Source organism: Thiomicrospira sp. S5 (assembly GCF_003991075.1).
Lineage (GTDB): Bacteria > Pseudomonadota > Gammaproteobacteria > Thiomicrospirales > Thiomicrospiraceae > Hydrogenovibrio > Hydrogenovibrio thermophilus.
On sequence record NZ_CP014470.1, the window covers coordinates 1559148 to 1579920 of the forward strand.

Annotated in this window: 16 protein-coding genes and 4 tRNA genes; 14 read left to right on the forward strand and 6 right to left on the reverse strand. The window is 50.3% G+C overall.

Features of this window, described 5'->3' with window-relative positions:
- Positions 1–176: 176 nt before the first annotated feature.
- Positions 177–1106 (forward strand): bile acid:sodium symporter family protein, encoded by a 930-nt coding sequence (locus tag AYJ59_RS07170; RefSeq protein ID WP_127119709.1) that lies wholly within the window; start codon positions 177–179, stop codon positions 1104–1106.
- A gap of 245 nt (positions 1107–1351) precedes the next feature.
- Here the strand turns inward: AYJ59_RS07170 and AYJ59_RS07175 are convergent, their stop codons facing one another.
- The 4 genes from AYJ59_RS07175 to AYJ59_RS07190 form a co-directional block, all read right to left on the reverse strand.
- Positions 1352–1609, reverse strand: a complete 258-nt coding sequence (locus AYJ59_RS07175; RefSeq protein WP_127119710.1) for a hypothetical protein — start codon at positions 1607–1609, stop codon at positions 1352–1354.
- A gap of 14 nt (positions 1610–1623) precedes the next feature.
- On the reverse strand, positions 1624–1869 hold the full coding sequence (locus tag AYJ59_RS07180) for a SlyX family protein (RefSeq protein WP_029938126.1): 246 nt from the start codon (positions 1867–1869) through the stop codon (positions 1624–1626).
- Positions 1854–3659 carry a M61 family metallopeptidase gene (locus AYJ59_RS07185; RefSeq protein WP_127119711.1) on the reverse strand — a complete coding sequence of 602 codons (1806 nt, stop codon included), beginning with the start codon at positions 3657–3659 and terminating at the stop codon, positions 1854–1856. The genes AYJ59_RS07180 and AYJ59_RS07185 overlap by 16 nt, the downstream gene beginning before the upstream one ends.
- Positions 3660–3859: 200 nt before the next feature.
- Positions 3860–5446 (reverse strand): FMN-binding glutamate synthase family protein, encoded by a 1587-nt coding sequence (locus tag AYJ59_RS07190; protein WP_127119712.1) that lies wholly within the window; start codon positions 5444–5446, stop codon positions 3860–3862.
- A gap of 556 nt (positions 5447–6002) precedes the next feature.
- Between AYJ59_RS07190 and gltX the strand changes: the two genes are divergently transcribed.
- The 8 genes from gltX (at position 6003) to pgl (ending at position 11906) form a co-directional block, all read left to right on the forward strand.
- Complete coding sequence (gene gltX, locus AYJ59_RS07195) at positions 6003–7415, forward strand: glutamate--tRNA ligase (RefSeq protein WP_127119713.1); 1413 nt, start codon at positions 6003–6005, stop codon at positions 7413–7415.
- Between the two features lie 107 nt (positions 7416–7522).
- Positions 7523–7598: transfer RNA gene (locus AYJ59_RS07200), tRNA-Ala, on the forward strand.
- Between the two features lie 115 nt (positions 7599–7713).
- Positions 7714–7789: transfer RNA gene (locus tag AYJ59_RS07205), tRNA-Glu, on the forward strand.
- Between the two features lie 4 nt (positions 7790–7793).
- Positions 7794–7868: transfer RNA gene (locus tag AYJ59_RS07210), tRNA-Gly, on the forward strand.
- Between the two features lie 99 nt (positions 7869–7967).
- Positions 7968–8043 (forward strand) — tRNA-Glu (locus AYJ59_RS07215).
- Positions 8044–8275: 232 nt separating this feature from the next.
- A complete protein-coding gene (gene gnd / locus AYJ59_RS07220) occupies positions 8276–9724 on the forward strand; it encodes a decarboxylating NADP(+)-dependent phosphogluconate dehydrogenase (RefSeq protein WP_127119714.1) in 1449 nt (482 codons plus the stop codon).
- Between the two features lie 5 nt (positions 9725–9729).
- The gene (gene zwf, locus AYJ59_RS07225; RefSeq protein WP_127119715.1) at positions 9730–11214 is read left to right on the forward strand and encodes a glucose-6-phosphate dehydrogenase; all 1485 of its coding nucleotides are present in this window, start codon (positions 9730–9732) and stop codon (positions 11212–11214) included.
- Positions 11211–11906, forward strand: coding sequence for a 6-phosphogluconolactonase (pgl, locus tag AYJ59_RS07230; RefSeq protein ID WP_237260287.1), 696 nt, complete (start codon positions 11211–11213; stop codon positions 11904–11906). The genes zwf and pgl overlap by 4 nt, the downstream gene beginning before the upstream one ends.
- A gap of 86 nt (positions 11907–11992) precedes the next feature.
- On the opposite strand, the gene AYJ59_RS07235 is transcribed toward pgl, so the two are convergent.
- Positions 11993–14167: a RelA/SpoT family protein gene (locus AYJ59_RS07235; protein WP_127119716.1), complete on the reverse strand. Its 2175-nt coding sequence runs from the start codon at positions 14165–14167 to the stop codon at positions 11993–11995.
- 225 nt (positions 14168–14392) lie between these two features.
- Between AYJ59_RS07235 and AYJ59_RS07240 the strand changes: the two genes are divergently transcribed.
- The 5 genes from AYJ59_RS07240 (at position 14393) to arsC (ending at position 19956) form a co-directional block, all read left to right on the forward strand.
- Positions 14393–16555, forward strand: a complete 2163-nt coding sequence (locus AYJ59_RS07240; RefSeq protein ID WP_029938118.1) for a HAMP domain-containing methyl-accepting chemotaxis protein — start codon at positions 14393–14395, stop codon at positions 16553–16555.
- A 142-nt stretch (positions 16556–16697) separates the two neighbouring features.
- Positions 16698–17759 carry a tRNA dihydrouridine(20/20a) synthase DusA gene (gene dusA, locus AYJ59_RS07245; RefSeq protein WP_081836802.1) on the forward strand — a complete coding sequence of 354 codons (1062 nt, stop codon included), beginning with the start codon at positions 16698–16700 and terminating at the stop codon, positions 17757–17759.
- Positions 17756–19333, forward strand: coding sequence for an exodeoxyribonuclease VII large subunit (xseA, locus tag AYJ59_RS07250; protein WP_127119717.1), 1578 nt, complete (start codon positions 17756–17758; stop codon positions 19331–19333). Before dusA ends, xseA begins: the two co-directional genes overlap by 4 nt.
- 21 nt (positions 19334–19354) lie before the next feature.
- A complete protein-coding gene (xseB, locus tag AYJ59_RS07255; protein WP_029938115.1) occupies positions 19355–19579 on the forward strand; it encodes an exodeoxyribonuclease VII small subunit in 225 nt (74 codons plus the stop codon).
- Between the two features lie 20 nt (positions 19580–19599).
- On the forward strand, positions 19600–19956 hold the full coding sequence (gene arsC, locus AYJ59_RS07260) for an arsenate reductase (glutaredoxin) (RefSeq protein ID WP_127119718.1): 357 nt from the start codon (positions 19600–19602) through the stop codon (positions 19954–19956).
- A gap of 303 nt (positions 19957–20259) precedes the next feature.
- Here the strand turns inward: arsC and AYJ59_RS07265 are convergent, their stop codons facing one another.
- Positions 20260–20712: a hypothetical protein gene (locus tag AYJ59_RS07265; RefSeq protein ID WP_127119719.1), complete on the reverse strand. Its 453-nt coding sequence runs from the start codon at positions 20710–20712 to the stop codon at positions 20260–20262.
- Positions 20713–20773: the final 61 nt, after the last annotated feature.

Genomic DNA, 20773 nt, shown 5'->3' on the forward strand with positions numbered 1-20773 from the left:
TTTATTTTTTTATAACATTCTTAACTAGCTGGTTGTTTCATTTGCCTAATAGTAACGTATATTTAGTGGTAAGGGTTGTGACACTTCAAAAATCCTAAAGCCAAGTCGTTTTATTGGTATTTCAGGCATGAACCTGTTTAAATGAGCTCACTTGATTCAATGCAGGATTAAACGATATGGCGGTGTTTTCGATTCATCTTTTCCCGGTTTGGGTGCTGATTTTTTCGGTGTATGCGTTTTTTTCGCCGACGTTTTTCGTGGACTTGAAAAGCGCGATTGTGCCGTTGTTGATGCTGGTGATGTTCGGCATGGGGATGACGTTACGTTGGCAGGATTTCCGCCAGGTGATGCAGAATAAGGCGGCGGTATTATTGGGCGTGAGCGTGCAGTTTATTGCGATGCCGCTGGCGGCCTTGGGTTTGGCGAAGCTGTTTCATTTGTCGCCGGAGCTGACGGTCGGTTTGATGCTCGTCGGTGCGACGGCGGGCGGTACGGCTTCGAATGTAATGGCGTATCTGGCGAAGGGCGATGTAGCCTTGTCGGTGAGCATGACATTGGTTTCGACCTTGTGCGCCATTGTCTTGTTGCCGTTTTTGACATGGTTTTATCTGAACGAAACCGTTTCCGTGCCGGTGTGGGACATGCTGGTGAGTTTGTTGCAGTTGATTCTGTTGCCGGTGTTGTTGGGTGTGGTGTTGAATCAGTTCTTTCCAAAACCGTTGGAGTTGATTCAACCGGTGTTGCCGGTTTTTTCGATGTTTGCGATTGTGATTATTGTGGCGATTGTCGTGGCGTTGAATACCTCGCAATTGCATTCCTTGGCGTGGAGTTTGGCTTTGGTGATTGTATTGCATAATGCGATTGGGCTGGTGTCGGGCTATGGTTTGTCGCGTTTATTCGGGTTCGACAAGCGGGTGGCGAAAACGGTGGCGATTGAAGTGGGGATGCAGAATTCTGGCTTGAGCGTGGCGCTGGCGTTGAAGTATTTCGGCGCGGTGAGTGCCTTGCCGGGCGCGTTGTTCAGTGTGTGGCACAATATTTCCGGGTCGATGCTGGCGGCGTATTGGCAGCGTAAAGAAGCCAAAGAAAACGTGACGTCGTCTTAGCCCGAATATTTCACAAATTTGCACTGACCTTGCTTGTCCCTTGATTCCACAAGAAATATTTTCTCAGTCGGTCGTAATCGTGGATACGACACTTCTTCGAAAATTTCCTTGTGAAAACAAGGTCCTGCGCAATTTCAGCACACATTCATGAAACATTCGGGTTAGAAACGCAAAAACCACCAGGCCTGATTAATGTAAGAAGTAGCCAGGCCTGGTGGTTTTTATGATTTGAGTTCGCGCTGGAATTAAAACCCGAAAGCGGATTTGGCTTTTTCCATGTCCACGGAATCTTTGGCTTTGCCTTTATCGACGGATTCGTAGGCTTTTTGATAATCCACGCCGTCTTTGGCTGACAGGGCTTCTTTGGCTTTTTCCTGATCCACCGATTCCACGGCTTTCTGTTTATCGACCGATTCGGCCAGTTTGCCGTAATCGACGGCGTAAACCTCGGCACTGGCAGTTAAGGTCAGTAGGGCGCTGAAGAGTAGTGATTTTGTTTTCATATTGTTTTCCTGTTTCAGTAGTGCGGTGGCGGGACTTCTTCGCTGGGTAATTTGATGTCGCTGCCGATTTCGTATTTAAGTTGTTTGATATAGTCGGACAATACTTTCACCTGCGTTTGCAGAAGCTGTATTTCCTGATGTTGTTTACCCAGTGTTTTATTGAGATGCTCGATGACATCTTCCTGGTAAGCCGAGCTGACTTCCAGGTGATGTATTTTATCGGTTAAATCAATCAGTTGTTGATTTATTTGCTCATCCATTCTAAGGCCTCGTCCGGTTTTTTCAACGCCGGTTCCAATAATACCCTGTCGCAGGGTGGTTCGTACAGATGTATGACGGTTTCATGCAGTTCGTCGCGGCGGAAATAGTGGCAGGGGATGTCGTCTCCGATGTCCTGGCGCGCCAGATAACTTTCCAGTGCCTGAACAGAGGCCATTTTAAAACCGCTTAGGGCGATGATTTCGTCACCGGCGGCCAAGCCGGCTTGCCCGGCGGATTGTTCGTTCCAGACATGGGTGAGTTTGACGGTTTGATGTTCGGTATTCGCCAGATTGGCGCCCAACTGTGGCGGGAAGCTTTTTTGCTCGGTTTTGCCGCCGGTGTCTTTGGCGTTGGTGGCCGGGCGCAAGGTGAAGTCGATGCCGAATTTGGCGAACAGGCTTTCAAACGGCAGGTCTTCGGTGCCGAACAGATACCGTTGGAAAAAGTCTTTTAAATCCAAGCCGGAAGCTCGCTCACAAACGGATTCGATTTCACCTTCCTGCAAGCCTTTTCCGGTGGCGCCATATTCGCGCCACAAGGTCAGCAACACGTCGTCCAGCGATTTGGCGTTTTGGGTTTCGGCGCGGATGGTCAAATCCAGCCCGAGCGCAATCAAACTGCCTTTGGTGTAATAACTGACAATCGCATTGGGGGCGTTTTCATCCTGCTGGTAGAACTTGGTCCAGGTCAAAAAGCTGGATTCCGCCACGGACTGTTTGAAACGGCCCGGCATGCGATACACGCGGGTCATCTCTTTGGCGAGCTGATTCAAGTAACTGTCGTGATCGAGAATGCCGGCGCGGTGCAGAATCTGGGCATCATAGAAAGAGGTGATGCCTTCAAACCACCAAAGTTGGTTGGTGTAAACCGGTTCTTTCAATGAGGCGGTTTGATAGATTTCCGGCTGAATGCGTTTGACGTTCCAGGTATGGAAATATTCGTGCGAGCAGAGTTCCAGAAACTGAATGTAACCGTCGCTGCGTTTTTCGTCGTTCAAGTACGGCAGGTCGCTGCGCGCACAGATGAGTGCGGTGGAATCGCGGTGTTCCAAGCCGCCGTAGTCTTTTTCGGTGACGGTGACCTGGAAAAGATAGCGTTCAATCGGGTAGGGTTGGCCGAACAGTTCCAGCTCGGTTTCGCAAATGCGGGTTAAATCGTTCAGCAGTTGTTTTTTGTCGATGCAATGGAATTCGATTTTGCCGGTGAAGGCGATTTGATGCGGAATGCCGCAGGCTTCGAATTCCAGCAAATGGAAACACCCCATTTCCACTGGATAATCGATCAGTGTTAAATAATCGTCGGCTCGGTACAACCCGAAACCATGTTCGTTAACGTTTTCCGGTGGCAAGGTGGTGGCGACACGCCAGTTTTCCGCTTCTGAATAAGGCGACGGAACGATTTCCACCGAGCAGGCCTGGTCACGTTGGCCATCCACCGCCAGAAACACAGAAGTGCCGTTGAAAAAAGCGTGGGTTTGGTCGAAATGTGCGCCACGGACGGATAAATCCCAGGCGTATACATCGTATTGCACTTTGATTGGCCCGTTATGCGGCGCGACTTGCCAGTGGGATTTCTCCACCGGCGTGATGGGCAAAGGTTCGCCGCTTGCCGTTTCAGCTTGCAGGTCGATCAGGTGTTTGGAAAAGTCTCGAATCAAATAACTGCCGGGAATCCAGTTCGGCAAGCTGAGAGATTGCCCGTTGGTATCCGGTTGGTCGATTTCCAGTTCGACGTGGAATAAATGGGCATTGGGGTTGGCGGGAGCGATTCGATAACGTATGTCCGGCATAGAGACGATTTTCCTTGGTTTGTTTTGAAGGGTGTTTTCAGATGACACCATTGTATTACAAAAACCATAAAGAAAAAGGGCTTGGGCCGAGTCTTGGCCGCTGAACGGGGTGTTAAAAGTAAAAAAGGGCTTTAAAAGAGCTTTAAAAGCCCTTTTAAAACGCTTTGTGCTGGATTGGTTACTGCGTTATGCAGAAGGCTTTACCATTGATGCGGGTTTGCCGCATGCCACTCCGGCAAAAGATTGGCGGGCACCGTGTCTTCGCTCAACAAACACCCTTTTTCCAACGGCGGGAAAATCTCTTGATAGCTTTTGACTTGCGTTTCGCTCACGCGGCGCATGATTTGGCTGGGTGAAATGTCATTGGGGCGTTTCAGGCCCGCCGCCGCGGACAAGTGCATCAGGTTGTGAATCACCGATTCATGATAACGCGCCGCACGCTGGCTTTTATCGTCGATGTCCAAATGCTTGTAGCGCGTCGGGTCTTGGGTCGCAACACCGGTCGGGCAGGTATTGTTGTGACAGCTTCTGGACTGCACGCAACCGATCGAGAACATCATGCCGCGTGCCGAATTGACCATATCGGCGCCCAAGGCTAACAAGCCTAACAAATGCGCGGCGGAAAAGGATTTGCCCGAGGCGATGATTTTGATGTCGTCTCGCAAGCCGAAGCCGACCAGCGTGGTGTTCACCAAATGCAGGGCTTCGCGCAGCGGCGTGCCCACCGAGTTGGTGAATTCAATGGGGGCCGCACCGGTGCCGCCTTCGGCGCCGTCCACGGTGATGAAGTCCGGTGTCAGGCCGGTTTCAATCATGGCCTTGCAGATGGCGATGAACTCGCAAGGTTCCCCGATACACAGCTTGAAGCCCACCGGCTTGCCGCCGGACAATTGGCGCAGTTCCGCGACGAACTGCAATAACCCGACCGGTGTGGTGAAGGCGGTGTGTGTCGGTGGTGAAATAACGTCTTTTCCAGGTTCGACGATTCGGATTTTGGCAATCTCCGCCGTGACTTTATCGGCGGGAAGCACGCCGCCGTGCGCCGGTTTCGCGCCTTGCGACAGTTTGATTTCAATCATTTTGACTTGGTCGATTTTGGATTTTTCGGCGAAGATGTCGCGATCAAACTGCCCATCAGGCGTTCGGCAGGAAAAATAACCGGTGCCGATCTGCCAGACCAAATCGCCGCCTTCCTGAAGGTGGTAGTCGGTCAAGCCGCCTTCACCGGTGTTGTGATAGAAGTTGCCCATTTTGGCGGCCCGGTTCAGTGCGATAATGGCGTGTTTGCTCAAGGCACCGAAACTCATGGCGGAAATATTGAGGTGCGAAGCGGCGTAGGGTTTGGTGCAGTTCTTTTCGCCGACCAGCTCGCGTTTTTGCTCTTCCGGAACGCTTTGCGGTTTGAGGGAATGTTTGATCCATTCATAGCCGACACGATAGGTGTCGAAAATGGTGCCGAAGGGGCGGGTGTCGATCACGCCTTTGGCGCGTTGGTAAATCAGTGAACGGAACTCTCGTGGCACCGGTTTGCCGTTGGTGTCGCTTTCAACGAAGTATTGCTGGATTTCCGGGCGAATCGATTCAAATATATAACGTATGTGGCCGAGAATGGGGTAGAGCCTGAGCAGAGTGTGCTTTTTCTGGCTCATATCGTAAACGCCGAGCAAAATGAACGGGCCGACCAGCAGCCATAAATACGCGGCGCTCGGCCAAACGGTTGTGGCGGCAATGACGCCCGCCGCCAGCACGGCAGATGTTCCCATAAACAGGTTTCGTGTTGTTCTCATGTATCCTCCAGGCCTGGTCGAAATCGACTTTGATGTTCTCGTTATATGAGTGTTGGCTGGCGTTAGTATAATGTCTTAGTCTATTCATTGAAACAACCGACTTGGATTTTCGGAAAGCGGTTATCGCATGATTAAAGGGGTGTCTTTTGGTGGGTTCACTGAAATTCGTTCTCCAATCGCATCGGCATTCCCTTTATAATAAGTCGGCACTAAATAACGCATTTGAATTTTGGCAAAGCCAGACTTTTCTCAACAAGGCAGAAGTTATTATGCTATCCGGATAACATGATAGCTTTTAACGAAGTTGAGGTAAGTCTGGCGAAGCCCCTTCGGGTGGCTGTTTAAGCAGGCATCCTCGTTGTTGTGAATTTTGATAAAGGAATAACCTTTATCTGCAATTCACGCCTAGAGGCTATCTACTTAAACGTCCCACAAAATTTTAAATGCGTTATTTAGTGCCGACTTATAAGCCTACATTTTTGAACCGCTGTCTTTACGACGAAGTTAACTTAAAAAATACCCGTCAAAGACGATCGAATGACTTTAGGAGATTTTCGTGATCAAAACTCGTTTTGCCCCCAGCCCGACCGGTTATCTACACATTGGCGGCGTTCGCACGGCCTTGTTTTCCTGGTTGTATGCCAGACAGAATAACGGTCAGTTCATTCTGCGCATCGAAGATACCGACTTGGAACGCTCCACGCAGGAATCCGTTCAAGCGATTTTAGACGGCATGGAATGGCTGGGGCTGGATTACGACGAAGGGCCGATTTACCAAACCCAACGTTTCGATCGTTATAAAGAGGTCATCCAGGATTTGCTGGATCGTGACCTGGCGTATTATTGCTATGCATCGCCGGAAGAATTGGATGAAATGCGTGAGCAACAAAAAGCCCGTGGTGAAAAGCCACGTTACGATGGCCGTTATCGTTGTTTCACCGGCACACCACCGGAAGGCGTTAAGCCGGTGGTCCGGTTCAAGAACCCAACCGACGGGGAAGTGGTCATTGACGATTTGGTCAAAGGCAAAATTGTCGTGTCCAATAAAGAGCTGGACGATTTGATTATCGCTCGTTCCGATGGCACACCGACTTATAACCTGACTGTGGTAGTGGATGACTGGGATATGGGCATGACGCACGTGATTCGCGGTGACGACCACGTTAACAACACCCCCAGACAAATCAACCTTTATAAAGCCTTGGGTGCGGAAGTGCCGAAGTTCGCGCATATTCCGATGGTGTTGGGTGAAGACGGCAGTCGCTTGTCCAAACGTCACGGTGCGGTGTCGGTTTTGCAATATAAGGAAGAAGGCTTTTTGCCGGAAGCCTTGTTGAACTATCTGGTGCGTCTGGGTTGGTCTTATAAAGATCAGGAAATCTTCACCGTTCCGCAGATGGTGGAATTGTTTGATCTGGAAAGCGTGAACTCTTCGCCGTCGACTTTCAACACCGAAAAACTGCTTTGGATTAACCAACAGCACATCCAAACCACCGACATCGACCATTTGGTGACGCATTTGACGCCGTTTATGGAAGCCAAAGGCTTGGACGTATCGCAAGGCCCTGCGCTGTCGAAAGTGGCCGATTTGCTACGTGAGCGTGCCCGTACCTTAATTGAGATGGCAGATGGCGCGACCTATTTCTATCAGGACTTCACCGAATTCGATGCCGATGCGGCCAAAAAACATCTTCGCCCGGTGGCGGAAGAACCGTTGCGTTTGGTGCAACAGAAGTTTGCGGCGCTGTCCGAATGGAAAGCGGAAGCGATTCACACCGCCATTCAGGAAGCCGCCTCCGACTTGGATGTGGGCATGGGCAAAGTGGGGATGCCATTGCGTGTCGCCATTACTGGTGGCGGTCAATCGCCGTCGATTGATGCCACTGCGGAATTGATCGGGCAGGAAAAATGTATTGCCCGTATAGACTTAGCGTTACAGGCCATTGAAATCCGGAAGCAGAACGCTTAAACAGCGGGGTGGGCGCGGTACTTACGGGCAAAATTAATATGGCATTTTTGTTAAAAAAGTCTTGACCGTCCCGATAAGTTCTATATAATACGCGCTCATCAGCTTGAGGGGCTATAGCTCAGCTGGGAGAGCGCAACACTGGCAGTGTTGAGGTCAGCGGTTCGATCCCGCTTAGCTCCACCAATTCTGATACTTTTCTGGAATCTTTTAAGACCACTAGGCCGGACTTAAACGATGGGATTTTGGAAGAGATAACTGGAGAAATCCAGGCACAGATTAACTTGGTTAATCACATTGTGTCCCGTTCGTCTAGAGGCCTAGGACACGGCCCTTTCACGGCTGTAACAGGGGTTCGACTCCCCTACGGGACGCCACTACGCGGGAATAGCTCAGCGGTAGAGCACAACCTTGCCAAGGTTGGGGTCGCGAGTTCGATCCTCGTTTCCCGCTCCAAATTTAAATTGATTGAAAAGGTCTGCCTCTAGGTCGGTAGAATTGAAACCGGTTCAATTGATTGCTTGTTGAAATACAAGCCGGATGACAATCCACATTGTCCCGTTCGTCTAGAGGCCTAGGACACGGCCCTTTCACGGCTGTAACAGGGGTTCGACTCCCCTACGGGACGCCACTTTCAAAAGCCCGCTTGAGTTTTCAGGCGGGCTTTTTCATTTCCGGACATTTGTCTCACTTCATACTTCCTTTACTCGTTTTAACCAGGCCTGGTTCTGTGGTTCGTTTTTTGCTTGTTTTGACGTTGAACGTTTAAAATTTTTATAAATTCTTCTTAAAACTATCTTTTTAAGACGCCGGTTATTGATTAACATGGAGTCGTCTTGTTCAGCGTACATTTTGGAGTGATTATGTCTCAAGCGGATATCGGTTTAGTTGGTTTAGCGGTCATGGGTCAGAACCTGGTTTTGAACATGGCCGATCATGGGTTCCACGTCAGTGTTTACAATCGTTCGAAGCAGAAAACGGACGACTTTATTCAAAACCGTGTCGAAGACAAACCCATTACCGGCTACGATTCGCTTGAAGGACTGGTCAACAGCTTGAAAGCACCCCGTAAGGTGATGTTGATGGTCAAGGCTGGTGAGGTTGTGGACCACTTTATCGACCAATTGTTACCGCTGCTGGACAAGGGCGACATGATTATCGACGGCGGGAATTCCTTATACACCGACTCCACACGACGCACGCAAAGTTTGAAAGAAAAAGGCATTCTGTTTGTCGGTACCGGCGTGTCTGGCGGGGAAGAGGGGGCGCGTCACGGGCCATCCATTATGCCGGGTGGCGATCCGGCGGCCTGGCCGTCGGTAAAACCGATTTTTCAGGCCATTGCCGCACAATCGGATGGCGAACCTTGTTGTGACTGGGTTGGTCCAGAAGGGGCCGGACATTATGTCAAAATGGTGCATAACGGGATCGAATATGGTGATATGCAGCTCATTACCGAAGCCTATCAATTGATGCGAGAAGGCTTGGGCATGTCCGCCGACGAATGCCAAGCTGTGTTTGCGGAATGGAATAAAGGCGTTTTGGATTCTTATTTGATTGAAATCACCGCCGACATTCTCAGCTTTAAAGACAACGACGGCGAACCGCTGGTCGATAAGATTCTGGATGCGGCCGGTCAGAAGGGCACCGGAAAATGGACCGGCATCAGTTCGTTGGAGCTGGGCATGCCGCTGACATTGATTACCGAATCGGTTTACGCCCGCTGTTTATCCGCCCTGAAAAGCGAGCGGGTGGACGCGGCTAAATTGTATCCGCGTAGCGACAAGACGCTGGATGTCGATAAAGACGCGATGTTGACCGCGATTCACGATGCGCTCTACGCTTCAAAAATCATTTCCTATGCACAAGGCTATATGCTGATGTCCGAAGCGGCGAAAGAGTTCGACTGGGATTTGAATTACGGCGGCATCGCCCTGATGTGGCGTGGCGGCTGTATTATCCGCAGTACCTTCCTGGGCGAAATCAAGAAGGCCTATGATGCATCGCCGAACCTGTCCAACCTGCTGAAAGCGCCATTCTTTGAAGACGCGATTAAATCGGCGGAAGCCAATTGGCGTCAAGCGGTGATTTTCGGCATTCAAAGTCAAATTCCAACCCCGGCGCTGAGTTCGGCCCTGGCGTTCTTCGACGGCTATCGTAGCGAACGGGTGCCGGCCAACTTACTGCAGGCGCAGCGCGATTATTTCGGCGCACACACCTATGAACGTGTCGACGCCCCACGTGGTGAATATTTCCATACCGATTGGATTCATTCCGGCGGTAATGTCAGCTCCACAACGTACGAGGTGTAAGTCTTATGTCGGAAGCCTGTACTTATGTGGTGTTCGGGGCCACCGGAAACCTGTCGTTATCGAAACTCATGCCCAGCTTTTATCATTTGGAACAAGTCGGCCGCTTGGACGATGACATGCGCATTCTCGCCATCGGGCGACGCGAATGGAGCCGAGACGACTGGATAAAAATTGTGAAAAAAGCGGTGGAACCCAAAGCGCGGGGCGGTTTGGATAAAAATCTGTTCAAACGTTTTTGCGAACGTTTAGATTATTTCCAAATGGATATTAATAAAGCCGAGTCGTATCAGGCGTTGGCGCGTTTGATTGCCTCCGACGCCTGGCCGAACAATGCCGTCTATTATTTATCGTTGGGACCGGATCACTTCGCCAGCACGGTGCGTCATTTGGGTGAAAGCGGTATGTTGGCCGAAACCGACGGCTGGAAACGCGTGGTGCTGGAAAAACCTTTCGGTTACGATTCCGACAGCGCCAAACAACTGCAAGCGCAACTCAATAAATACCTGGACGAAGACCAGACCTACCGAATCGACCATTATCTCGGCAAAGGCATGGTGCAGAACATTATGGTGTTCCGCTTCGCCAACCTGTTGATGGAGCCGCTTTGGAACCGCAATTACATCGACCATATTCAGATTACCCATGCCGAAGACCGACCCATCGGGACACGCGCGGGCTATTACGACACCAGTGGTGCGATGCGCGATATGATTCAAAGCCATTTGTTGCAACTGTTGGCACTGGTGACCATGGAGCCGCCGGCCTCAATGGATGCGGAAGATTTGCGCGACGAAAAAGTGAAACTGTTAAAGTCGATTCGAAGCATTTCCAAGAAAAACGTCTCGGCCCAAGCCTATCGGGCGCAGTATGCGGCCGGTGAAATTCACGGCAAGCAAGTGCCGGCTTATCTGGACGAGCCCGGCATGTCGCAAGACAGTGTCACTGAAACCTATGCGGCCTTGAAACTCTACATCGACAACTGGCGCTGGGCCGGTGTGCCGTTCTACATTCAAACCGGCAAGAACATGGCGAAAAACAAAATGCTGGTGTCGATTTGCTTCAAACATTCACCGAAGCAGTTCTTCCGCGATTCGCACGTTCAGAAAATGAAACCCAACTGGATTATTTTCGGCATTCAGCCGGACGAATCCATTAAGATCGAAATGATGGCGAAACAGCCAGGCCTGGAAATTAATACCGAACAAATCAGTCTGGATGCCTCCATGGGACGGGAAGGCGAAGAACCGAACGATGCCTATGAAGAATTGCTGCTGGATGTCATTAAAGGCGACCGCTCCCTGTTCCTGCGCTATGACGAAGTCAAAGCCGCTTGGAAAGTGGTGGACCCGGTCATTCAGGTTTGGGGTACGGAAACCGGTTATATCGATACCTACAAGTCGGGAAGCTGGGGGCCGGAAGGTGCCAATAAACTGTTTGATTCGCCGGAACAAAACTGGCGTTACCATATTCACCCGGAGTCTGAAAGATGACCGAAGTGAATGGCCTGCCGACGAATTGGCGTGTGTTCGACACGCCGGCAGACGTCGCCACCTATACGGTGGAACAGCTGCTGGCTCTGGCGGATCAAGCCATTCGTGCTCGTGGGCGTTTTACGTTGGTGACGGCGGGTGGCACCACGCCACAAAAATGTTATGAATTGCTGGCGGAACAACAAGCCGATTGGGCCAACTGGCATATTTACATGGGCGACGAGCGCTGTTTACCGAAGGAAGACAGCGAACGGAACAGTGTGAGTTTGCACCAGGCCTGGTTGTTTTTCGGTCATATTCCGGACAAGAATATCCATGTCATGCCCGCCGAACTGGGCCCTGAATTGGCAGTCAAATCCTACCAAGCCACCGTCGACGTGATTGATCGCTTTGATGTGGTTTTGCTTGGTATGGGGGAAGACGGCCACACCGCCAGTTTGTTTCCGGGGCATGCGTATCCGGAGGATATTTCCGTGGTGACCGAGTATCATTCCCCTAAACCGCCATCGGAACGCATCAGCCTGTCGTACGAACGTTTGGGCCGAAGCCGTCATGTATTCAAATTGATTACCGGTGCGGGAAAACGTGAGGCAGTGAAGCAGCTATTATTGGACAGGGACGGCACCGATTTACCGATTCAGCGTGTGCAGGGCGATGAGACGTTGGTGTTTATCGATTCCAGCGCGCTGTGATCTAAAGAAATTCATGTATCCAAAATAAAAAAACCGCCAATTTTGACGGTTTTGTTTGTTTTCTTTTTATATTTATTTTCAAACACTTAGTGCAGTGTTTGCGAAACCGATGAATGCTTTTCCTTGTTCAAGTTAATGGACGTCGACACCACGTTTTGAATCTGCTCGATTTGGTCTAGCAGTTCCCCGACATTGGTTTGGGGTTCCACTTCGATTTGCAGTGTCATGGACACGCTGCCGTCGGCTTTGTCGGTACGCGTGTCGGAATTGATGAGGTTGATGTCCCAATGGGTCAACATCGCCATAATGTCTCGTAACAAGCCTTTTCGGTCGAACGCCAAGATTTGCAATACCGCATCGTAAGCTTCCGGCTCCGGTTTGGCGCCGTGCCAGGCCACTTCGATCAGGCGTTTTTGTTCGTCGTAAGTCAGGTTGAGAATGTTCGGGCAATCTTTTTTGTGCACCGTAACACCGCGGCCACGGGTGACGTAACCGATAATCTGGTCGGATTCGTCCGGGTGGCAGCAGGGCGCCAAAGAGGTTTTCAGTTGCGGCACACCGACCACATACGCTTTGCCCGGTTCCAACGGCACATCGTGTTCCAACAAGTCACGGGAGCGCGGGCGCATGTGTTCTTCTTCCGGTTTGATGAGTTTCTGGATGGCGTTGGTCAACTGGCGTTCATTGATTTGGCCCTTACCGATGCCTTCGTACAATTCATCGACGGTTTCCAGCTTGAAACGCTCCAACAGCATTTCAGCACTGATGTCGTCGGCTTGCAGGCGACGGACTTCTTTATGGAACAGGCCTTCACCGGCTTCGATATTCGCGTCTTTATTCTGTTGGTTAAACCAGTGGCGCACCTTGGTACGCGAGCGGCTGCTGCCCAAGTAGTTCAAGTTCGGGTTTAGCCAGTTACGGTTCGGCGTGCCTTCTTTGACCGTCAGAATTTCCACCGAATCACCGGTTTTCAACTGATAGGTCAATGGCATGATTTTGCCGTTGATTTTGGCGCCACGACAACGGTGGCCCAGCTCGGTGTGAATCTGGTAAGCGAAATCCAGCGGCGTGCAGCCTTTGTTCATGGTGATGATTTCATTGGCGGGCGTCATCACGTAAATGTGTTCGCTCAACAGTTCGGTGCTGATTTCATTCAGTAAATCCGGATTGTCATTGTATTCAAGCATTTGGCGCACAAGGTTAATGCTTTGCTCCAGGCTTGGATCAATCGGTTTGCCGCCTTCTTTATAACGCCAGTGGGCGGCAATCCCGAATTCGGCATGACGGTGCATTTCGTGGGTACGAATCTGAATTTCGACGGTTTTGTTTTCCGCGCCGATGATAACGGTGTGAATCGATTGATAACCGTTTTCCTTGGGGCTGGCGATGTAATCGTCGAACTCGTCTTTGATGTAAGCCCAGCGGCTGTGAATCATCCCCAGCACTTCGTAACATTCCCGCACGGAATCCACGTAGATGCGCACCGCGCGCAGGTCATACAGCGCGTCAATCGGCAGGTTTTTGCGGGTCATTTTGCGCCAGATACTGTAGATGTGCTTCGGGCGACCGGAAATGTGGTATTCGATGCCCGAGTTTTTGAGCATCTCTTGCAGCTCTTGAATGATGCTGTTGATATAGGCTTCGCGGCCTAAGCGCTTGGCGTCCAATTGACGGGCGACTTCCTTGTAGATTCCCGGTTCCAGAAAACGGAAGGACAGATCTTCCAGTTCCCATTTCAATTGGGCAATCCCCAAACGGTTTGCCAGCGGGGCGAAAATTAGCTGGGTTTCCGAAGCGATTTGGCGGCGAACATCTTCATCTTCGTTTTTAAGGTTACGCAGGCGCACCACGCGATATGCGAGCTTGACGATCATGGTGCGGATGTCGGAAGTCATCGCCAACAGCATCTGCCGCAAGCGCTCGTTTTGAACCTCGTTAGAGGTATTGGCCGGCATGAAATCGCGAAATTGGTTTAGGCGACGAATGCCGTCCACCATTTTGGCAATGGATTGCCCGAAAACGTCGGTGATTTGCGCAATGGAATAGTGCGGTTCCAGGGTCATATCGCTGACCAGCGTGGCAATCAAGGTGTCGCGATCCAGTTTCAGGTTTGCCAGGACGGCAGCGACTTCGGCGCTGCGCACAATGCTTTGTTCGGGCAGGTCGTAAGCTTCCAGCGCCATTTCACAGGCCTTTATCCCCAGCGCATCATACTCTTCCGATTTGAAAACTTTTTGATAGAGAGTTTGAACCGAATCCATAACGCCTTTACACAACCTGAGCTTAACTTAAAAACACATTCACTAAAGCAGAACCAAGCATCATTTTAAGCGAAAACTACCGATAATTCTGTACTTATGAAGGAGTAATTCCAGCTTTATCTCTCTTGATGGGATTGAAAAACCAAATTTCATAAAATTTTTATTTATTTTCGGGTTCAAATCACTATAGTTACCCCGCTGTAACCAACGGAGGTAATTTATTCAATGACAATCAAGCAACGCATTATTTTCATTATTTCACTGCTCATCGGTTTTCTGATGGCAGCCATTGTCGCAGGCCTGGTGATTATGAAACAAAACAACCAATCTTTTCATCAAATCTATCTGGATCGCATTATTCCGCTGAAAGATTTGAAAATCATCGCCGATGAATACGCGGTCAATATCGTGGATACCAATCATAAGCTGCGTAATGGAAACCTGACGTTTGAACAAGCCAGCGGGAATATTCAGCAGGCGCAACAAGTCATTGAAGAAACCTGGAACAAATACATGGCCACCACCTTGACCGAACAGGAATCGGCCTTGGCGCAGAATGCACAAACGCTGATGAAAAAAGCCGATGAATCCATCGAAGGCTTGAAATCGGCGATTGCATCGCAGAATATGGCGGCGGTGGAAGGTTACAGCATCGAACAGCTGTATCCGGCAATCGATCCGATTTCGGATGCGATCACCCAGCTCATCGATTTGCAATTGGAAATTGCCGGGCAACTCAATGACGCCAATGAAGAAGCGTATCAAACGACCTTCACTTGGGCCATCGTCGTGGCGCTGTTGATGTTCTTGATTGCGGCGCTCTTGTCGTATCGAACCCTGAGAGCCATTTTGCGACCGATGAACGAGCTGATGGACGTTTCCCAGAATGTGGTCAAGAATGGCGATTTTTCCAAGCGGATTCACGTGTATCATCAAGATGAAATCGGCCGTGCGTCAATGGCCTTCAACCAATTACTGGACCAAACCAAAGCCACCTTTGATGGCGCCAATGCAACGGTCGCGGCGATTGCCGACGGCGATTTCAGCAAACGCATGGACGGCGATTTTGTCGGCGAAATGCTGGCGCTGAAAAACGGCATCAACGCTTCTGCGGAAAGCGTCGAATTCATGATGAACGAACTCGACAGCATTATGAATGCCCTGCAAAACGGCCATTTGGAAGCCAAAATGGACAAACGTGTTGCCGAAGCCTTCCGTAACAAGGTGGAAGGAGCTTTGTCCAACACCGGCAATATCATCAACCAAATCAACCGCGTGATGCACGCCGTCGCGTCCGGTGATTACTCGCACCGGGTGCAGGCGTCCGCCTCCGGCAGCTTCGACGAACTGAAACAAAGCATCAACAGCAGCGTCGATTCGCTGGGCACGGTGATGCAAGAAATTAGCCGTATTTTGACATTGATTGCCGATGGCGATTTGACCGAGAACATGTCCGGCAGCTATCCGGGGGAATTGGCGCACATTCAACAGAACCTGAACAATGCCATTAATAATCTGAACCGTATCGTAAACCAGGTCAATGGCGCGACGCACATTGTCTTGTCGGCATCGGAAGAAGTTTCCAAAGGCGCATTGGATTTAAGTCAACGCGTGCAACAACAAGCGGCGGCGGTCGAGCAAACCTCTGCGACCATGGAAGAGATGAATTCCACGGTTCAGAACAACACCAAAAACGCCATTGAGGCGTCGAATCTGTCGGAAAACGTGCAACAGAAAACGGAGCGTGGTGCCGAGGTGATGAAACAAACCATCGACGCGATGAACTCCATTGAAAACTCCAGTCAACGCATTAACGACATCGTGACGCTGATTGACAGCATTGCTTTTCAAACCAACCTGTTAGCGCTGAATGCAGCCGTGGAAGCGGCCCGTGCGGGCGATCACGGACGTGGTTTTGCGGTGGTTGCCGGTGAAGTTCGCGGCCTGGCGCAAAAATCCGCTGATGCGGCGCGCGACATCAAAAACCTGATCAATGAGAGTAATGAACTGGTTCAACAAGGTTCTCAATTGACGGGCGAGTCCGGTGAAATGCTGGCGGAAATTCGCGAATCCATCACTCATGTACATGAAATGATTGAGATGATTGCCCGTTCGTCGGAAGAGCAGGCCAAAGGCATCGAGCAAGTGCACACGGCCATCAGTGATATCGATGCCGCCACCCAGCAGAATGCCGCTTTGGTGGAAGAAACCTCCGCCGCTACGGAAAGCATGTCGGATCAGGCGCAAACGCTGTCGAGTGAAATGGCGTTCTTTAAAACCGGTTCGACGATGCTGACCAAACCGGTTCAAAAAACCGCACAACCCAAAGGTTTGGCCGCGCCAAGTGCAGCCAAAGATGCATCCGATCATGATTGGAGCGATTTCTAAACCGTACGTTGGCCAATAATTGACCAGGCCTGGCCGAATCTACGGAAAGGCCGGCCCATCTGTAAAAAACACCATGCCGCTGATATTCACGCGGCTTTCACTTATAATACGCTTCTTTGTTGATTCGCAATAAGGAAGCGTTTTGCTCAACCACTCCCTTCAAAAAACCACCGGTCAACCGACCTGCAGTGCCCAACACTTCTCTGTGGCGCCGATGTTGGACTGGACCGACCGTCATTGTCGTGTTTTTCATCGTCAGCTAACCCGCCAGGCCTGGCTGTATTCGGAAATGGTCACCACCGGCGCGATTATTTACGGCGATAACCTGGAACGGTTTCTCGGGCATTCCGAAGACGATGTCCCGGTGGTCTTGCAATTAGGCGGTTCCGGGCCGGAGGATTTGGCCAAATGCGCCGTTTTGGGCGAGGAATGGGGCTATTCGGAAATCAACCTTAATGTCGGCTGCCCATCCGACCGGGTTCAAAATAATATGATTGGCGCGTGCTTGATGGGGCATCCCGGTTTGGTGGCGGAAGGGGTGGCGGCCATGAAAGCCGCCGTATCGAAAATTCCGGTGACGGTGAAATCTCGGATTGGTATCGACGACCAGGAAGATTTCGAAACGCTGGTGGACTTTGTCACTCAAGTGCACGACGCCGGTGCCGACGGCATGATTATCCATGCCCGTAAAGCCTGGCTGCAAGGTTTGTCGCCCAAGGAAAACCGCGAAGTGCCCCCATTGAAATACGACTGGGTTCGACGCATTAAACAGTTATTCCCGGAGTTTCCGATTGCCATTAATGGTGGAATCGCGTCGCCGCAAGACGGTTTGGCGTTTTTACAACCCGACGGTGATTTGCCAGCGGTGGACGGCGTCATGCTCGGCCGCGCGGTGTATGAAAAACCGTATTTATTGACGGAAGTTGATCGGCTTTATTATGATGATGTGTCTGAACCATTGAATCGGGAAGCCGTTTTGGAAGCCATGTACCCTTATATCGAACGTCATTTGTCGTCTGGCGGCAAGCTGAACCAGGTGAGCCGCCATATGCTTGGCCTGTTTGCCGGCTTGCCGGGCGGGCGTATGTGGCGCCGTTACATTTCCGAAAATGCGTTCCAACCGGGGGCCGGGATTGAAGTGTTACAGGAAGCTTACCGCCGTGTGGCCCAGGAAATCCAACGCATGGAAGAGCAAAACCGATGATTTTACTGGAAGTGCCCTTCGCCGAAAAAGACGCCGCCAAGTCATTAGGGGCTCGTTGGAACCCCATGGAGAAAAAATGGTATGTGCCTGAAAACCTGGCGGACGACTTAGCACCGTTCGAACGCTGGTTGCCCAATCAGCCAACCTTGTCGATTGTCGATTCACCCTTGTCGCCGGACGCCGTGCCCGCAAATGAAAAGGAAAAGGGCGTTACGCTAGGGCAGTTGATGTTCCAGGTTCAATCGGCTTTGCGTCAATCCTTTCCCGGTGCCGTATGGGTCAAAGCGGAAATCGCCAACCTGAATGAACGCCGAGGGCACGTTTATCTGGAACTGACAGAAACGGCTGAAACCGGCGGGGCGGTTGCCACCTGCCGAGCCATGATTTGGCAAAGCCAAGTCACTCGTATTTTAGAGACTTTTGCCAAAGAAACCGGTTCCGAATTAAAACCAGGCCAAAAGGTGTTGTTGCTGGCCGAAGTGAATTTTCATGAAAAATTCGGTTTCTCTTTGGTGATTCAGGACATCGATCCGAGCTTTACACTGGGAGAACTGGAAGCCAATTTAAATAAGATTCGCCAACAGTTGGTGGCGGAACAGCTTTATGAGCGCAACAAACAATTTGCCATGCCAACGGATTTTTTCCGTGTCGCGGTCATTGCACCGCCAAATGCCGCGGGGCTCGGAGATTTCCGCGCCGACGCCGACTTGCTGCAACAAGCCGAACTCTGCGAATTCAAATATTTCTACTCCGCTTTTCAAGGCCAGCAGGTCGAGTCGGAGATGCTCACGGCCTTCGATGCCTTTGAAGCACTGCATCAAGCCAATCCGTTTGATGCCTTGATTATCATCCGTGGCGGCGGGGCCAAATTGGATTTAACGCCATTGAATGTCTATAGCCTTGCTAAGGCGATTGCGATGGCGCCGATTCCGGTTTTGACTGGTATTGGCCACGAGCGCGATAACACCCTGCTGGACGAAGTCGCGGCGGTTCGATTCGACACGCCGAGTAAAGTCATTGCAGGTGTTCGCCAGGCGATTTTTGAAGGCGCGCAAAAGGCACAACGGCATTGGCTTACCATCGAACAATCCAGCCAGTTGTACGTGCAAAAACAAAAACAAACCCTGGCCGACATGGAAAAAACCGTGCAACGGCAAAGCTTGAGTATTACCGAACGACTCAAACGGTTATTGACGCCACTGCATTACCAAATTCAGCGACAGAGCCTGGGGCTGGCTCAAGCCCAGAAACACACTTTATTACAGTTGAATCAAGAGCTTAAACATCAGGTTTCGAGTCAGTTAAAACTTCAGAAACATCAATTGGCTCAATACCAAACCACCGTCGCCAGCGCGCCGTTTCAACATTTGGAAAAAGCACGCGTCCGCAATAAACAGTGGATTCGTTTCGTTTTGAGTTCCGGACCGAAGACCCAATTGAACCGCGGGTTTGCGATCGTTAAGGACAAAAAGGGCGGCACACCGATTAAGTCCGCCGAGGTGGCGAAACGTCAGTCACAAATTGAAATCACCTTTAAGGATGGCGCCATACAAGCCATTCCCGTTGAAGAATAACCACTGCTAAAGGAACCCGTTATGGCCGACAGCACCAACGAAAGTTATCAAAAAAACTACGCGAAACTGCAAGAAATCGCACAGAAACTATCGAACTCCGAAGAAATCGACATCGATGAACTGGTGCCGATGGTGGATGAAGCCACACGCGCTTATCAAGTGTGTCAGTCCCGCATTGAAGCTGTTGAAGCGGCTTTAAACAAGCGAATCGCCAGTGATAACGACTCGTCAGACAACGACGAATAACCGAAATAAGTGAACGTCAAATGAAACACGCCATCATTTACCACAACCCACGTTGTTCCAAAAGTCGTCAAACACGTGCATTATTAGAAGAAAACGGTTTTGAGATTGAGGAAGTACGGTATCTGGACACGCCACCCAGTGTTGAAACATTGGATGAATTGTGCCGTTTATTGAATGTCGAACCCACCGAAATCATTCGTACCGGCGAAGCCGAATTCAAAGCACTGGGATTATCCTTGAAAGACAATGCAACAAACCGCCAGGCCTGGCTGGAAATCCTACATCAACATCCTAAACTGATCCAACGACCGATTGTTCGCATCGGTGACAAAGCCGTTATCGGGCGTCCGCCGGAAAACGTTCTCAGCTTGTTCTGAATTAAAAGCTTTAGAATTTCAACAGAAGAGGTGCGCCTGATCGGCGCACTTTTTTACGTTATACTTAATTTAACATAATATACATTATGCGAATATATAATAACGACGAACACGAAGGGTATTCCACTTGTTTTTATTTAAAATCAACCTGTTATCTTGATTTGATTTTGATTTTGATTGCGAAATTCTTTGATGGTTGTTTGCTGAAATTGCACTGATTTGCAAATAACAGAAACAAAATAACAGAAACAAAAAACGCCCAGGCCTGGGCGTTTCTTTGGTGAGATTCGTTTGAACGTAAAACTATTTAAAGTAATCGACGTGTTCACTCAAAACCATAATCATTGGTGCCATGGACACAATGGCCATCAAAATCGGCACCCAAGCTCTTGGTTGATGATGTTTCACACCAATCGCACCGGCCACCACCGCAATCGGCGCGGCCAACCAGGTAATTGGCGGGAATACGAAGGCGAAGAAAATGGCGACAATCCCAGCCACCATGCCCAGTGTGGCGGCATTTCCCGGGTTGTAAGAGCGGGTGTCTCGCATGTCGTCCGGACGTGAGCTGGACGATTCCAGACGGCCCATAATGGTTGAAATTTCCGCTTCGGACAGGTCTTTTTGAGTCAACTCGAGATCAGTCATTCCCAAGGTGATTTTTTGATTGCGATACAGACTTTTGACCAGCTCGTTCCAATCTGCATCATCCGGCAGTGCATCAACGATTTCATGCGCTTGTTGTTTGATTGACACCTTGTCGCTCCTCTCGTCTTTTTTGTATTATTGAGTTAAAAATAAAAATTGGCATGTTTTT

What these genes read in the sequence shown, in the direction of transcription:
- AYJ59_RS07170 (WP_127119709.1), top strand. Translation starts at nt 177, where the DNA reads ATGGCGGTGTTTTCGATTCATCTTTTCCCGGTTTGGGTGCTGATTTTT.
- AYJ59_RS07175 (WP_127119710.1), bottom strand. Translation starts at nt 1,609, where the DNA reads ATGAAAACAAAATCACTACTCTTCAGCGCCCTACTGACCTTAACTGCC.
- AYJ59_RS07180 (WP_029938126.1), bottom strand. Translation starts at nt 1,869, where the DNA reads ATGGATGAGCAAATAAATCAACAACTGATTGATTTAACCGATAAAATA.
- AYJ59_RS07185 (WP_127119711.1), bottom strand. Translation starts at nt 3,659, where the DNA reads ATGCCGGACATACGTTATCGAATCGCTCCCGCCAACCCCAATGCCCAT.
- AYJ59_RS07190 (WP_127119712.1), bottom strand. Translation starts at nt 5,446, where the DNA reads ATGAGAACAACACGAAACCTGTTTATGGGAACATCTGCCGTGCTGGCG.
- gnd (WP_127119714.1), top strand. Translation starts at nt 8,276, where the DNA reads ATGTCTCAAGCGGATATCGGTTTAGTTGGTTTAGCGGTCATGGGTCAG.
- zwf (WP_127119715.1), top strand. Translation starts at nt 9,730, where the DNA reads ATGTCGGAAGCCTGTACTTATGTGGTGTTCGGGGCCACCGGAAACCTG.
- pgl (WP_237260287.1), top strand. Translation starts at nt 11,211, where the DNA reads ATGACCGAAGTGAATGGCCTGCCGACGAATTGGCGTGTGTTCGACACG.
- AYJ59_RS07235 (WP_127119716.1), bottom strand. Translation starts at nt 14,167, where the DNA reads ATGGATTCGGTTCAAACTCTCTATCAAAAAGTTTTCAAATCGGAAGAG.
- AYJ59_RS07240 (WP_029938118.1), top strand. Translation starts at nt 14,393, where the DNA reads ATGACAATCAAGCAACGCATTATTTTCATTATTTCACTGCTCATCGGT.
- xseA (WP_127119717.1), top strand. Translation starts at nt 17,756, where the DNA reads ATGATTTTACTGGAAGTGCCCTTCGCCGAAAAAGACGCCGCCAAGTCA.
- xseB (WP_029938115.1), top strand. Translation starts at nt 19,355, where the DNA reads ATGGCCGACAGCACCAACGAAAGTTATCAAAAAAACTACGCGAAACTG.
- arsC (WP_127119718.1), top strand. Translation starts at nt 19,600, where the DNA reads ATGAAACACGCCATCATTTACCACAACCCACGTTGTTCCAAAAGTCGT.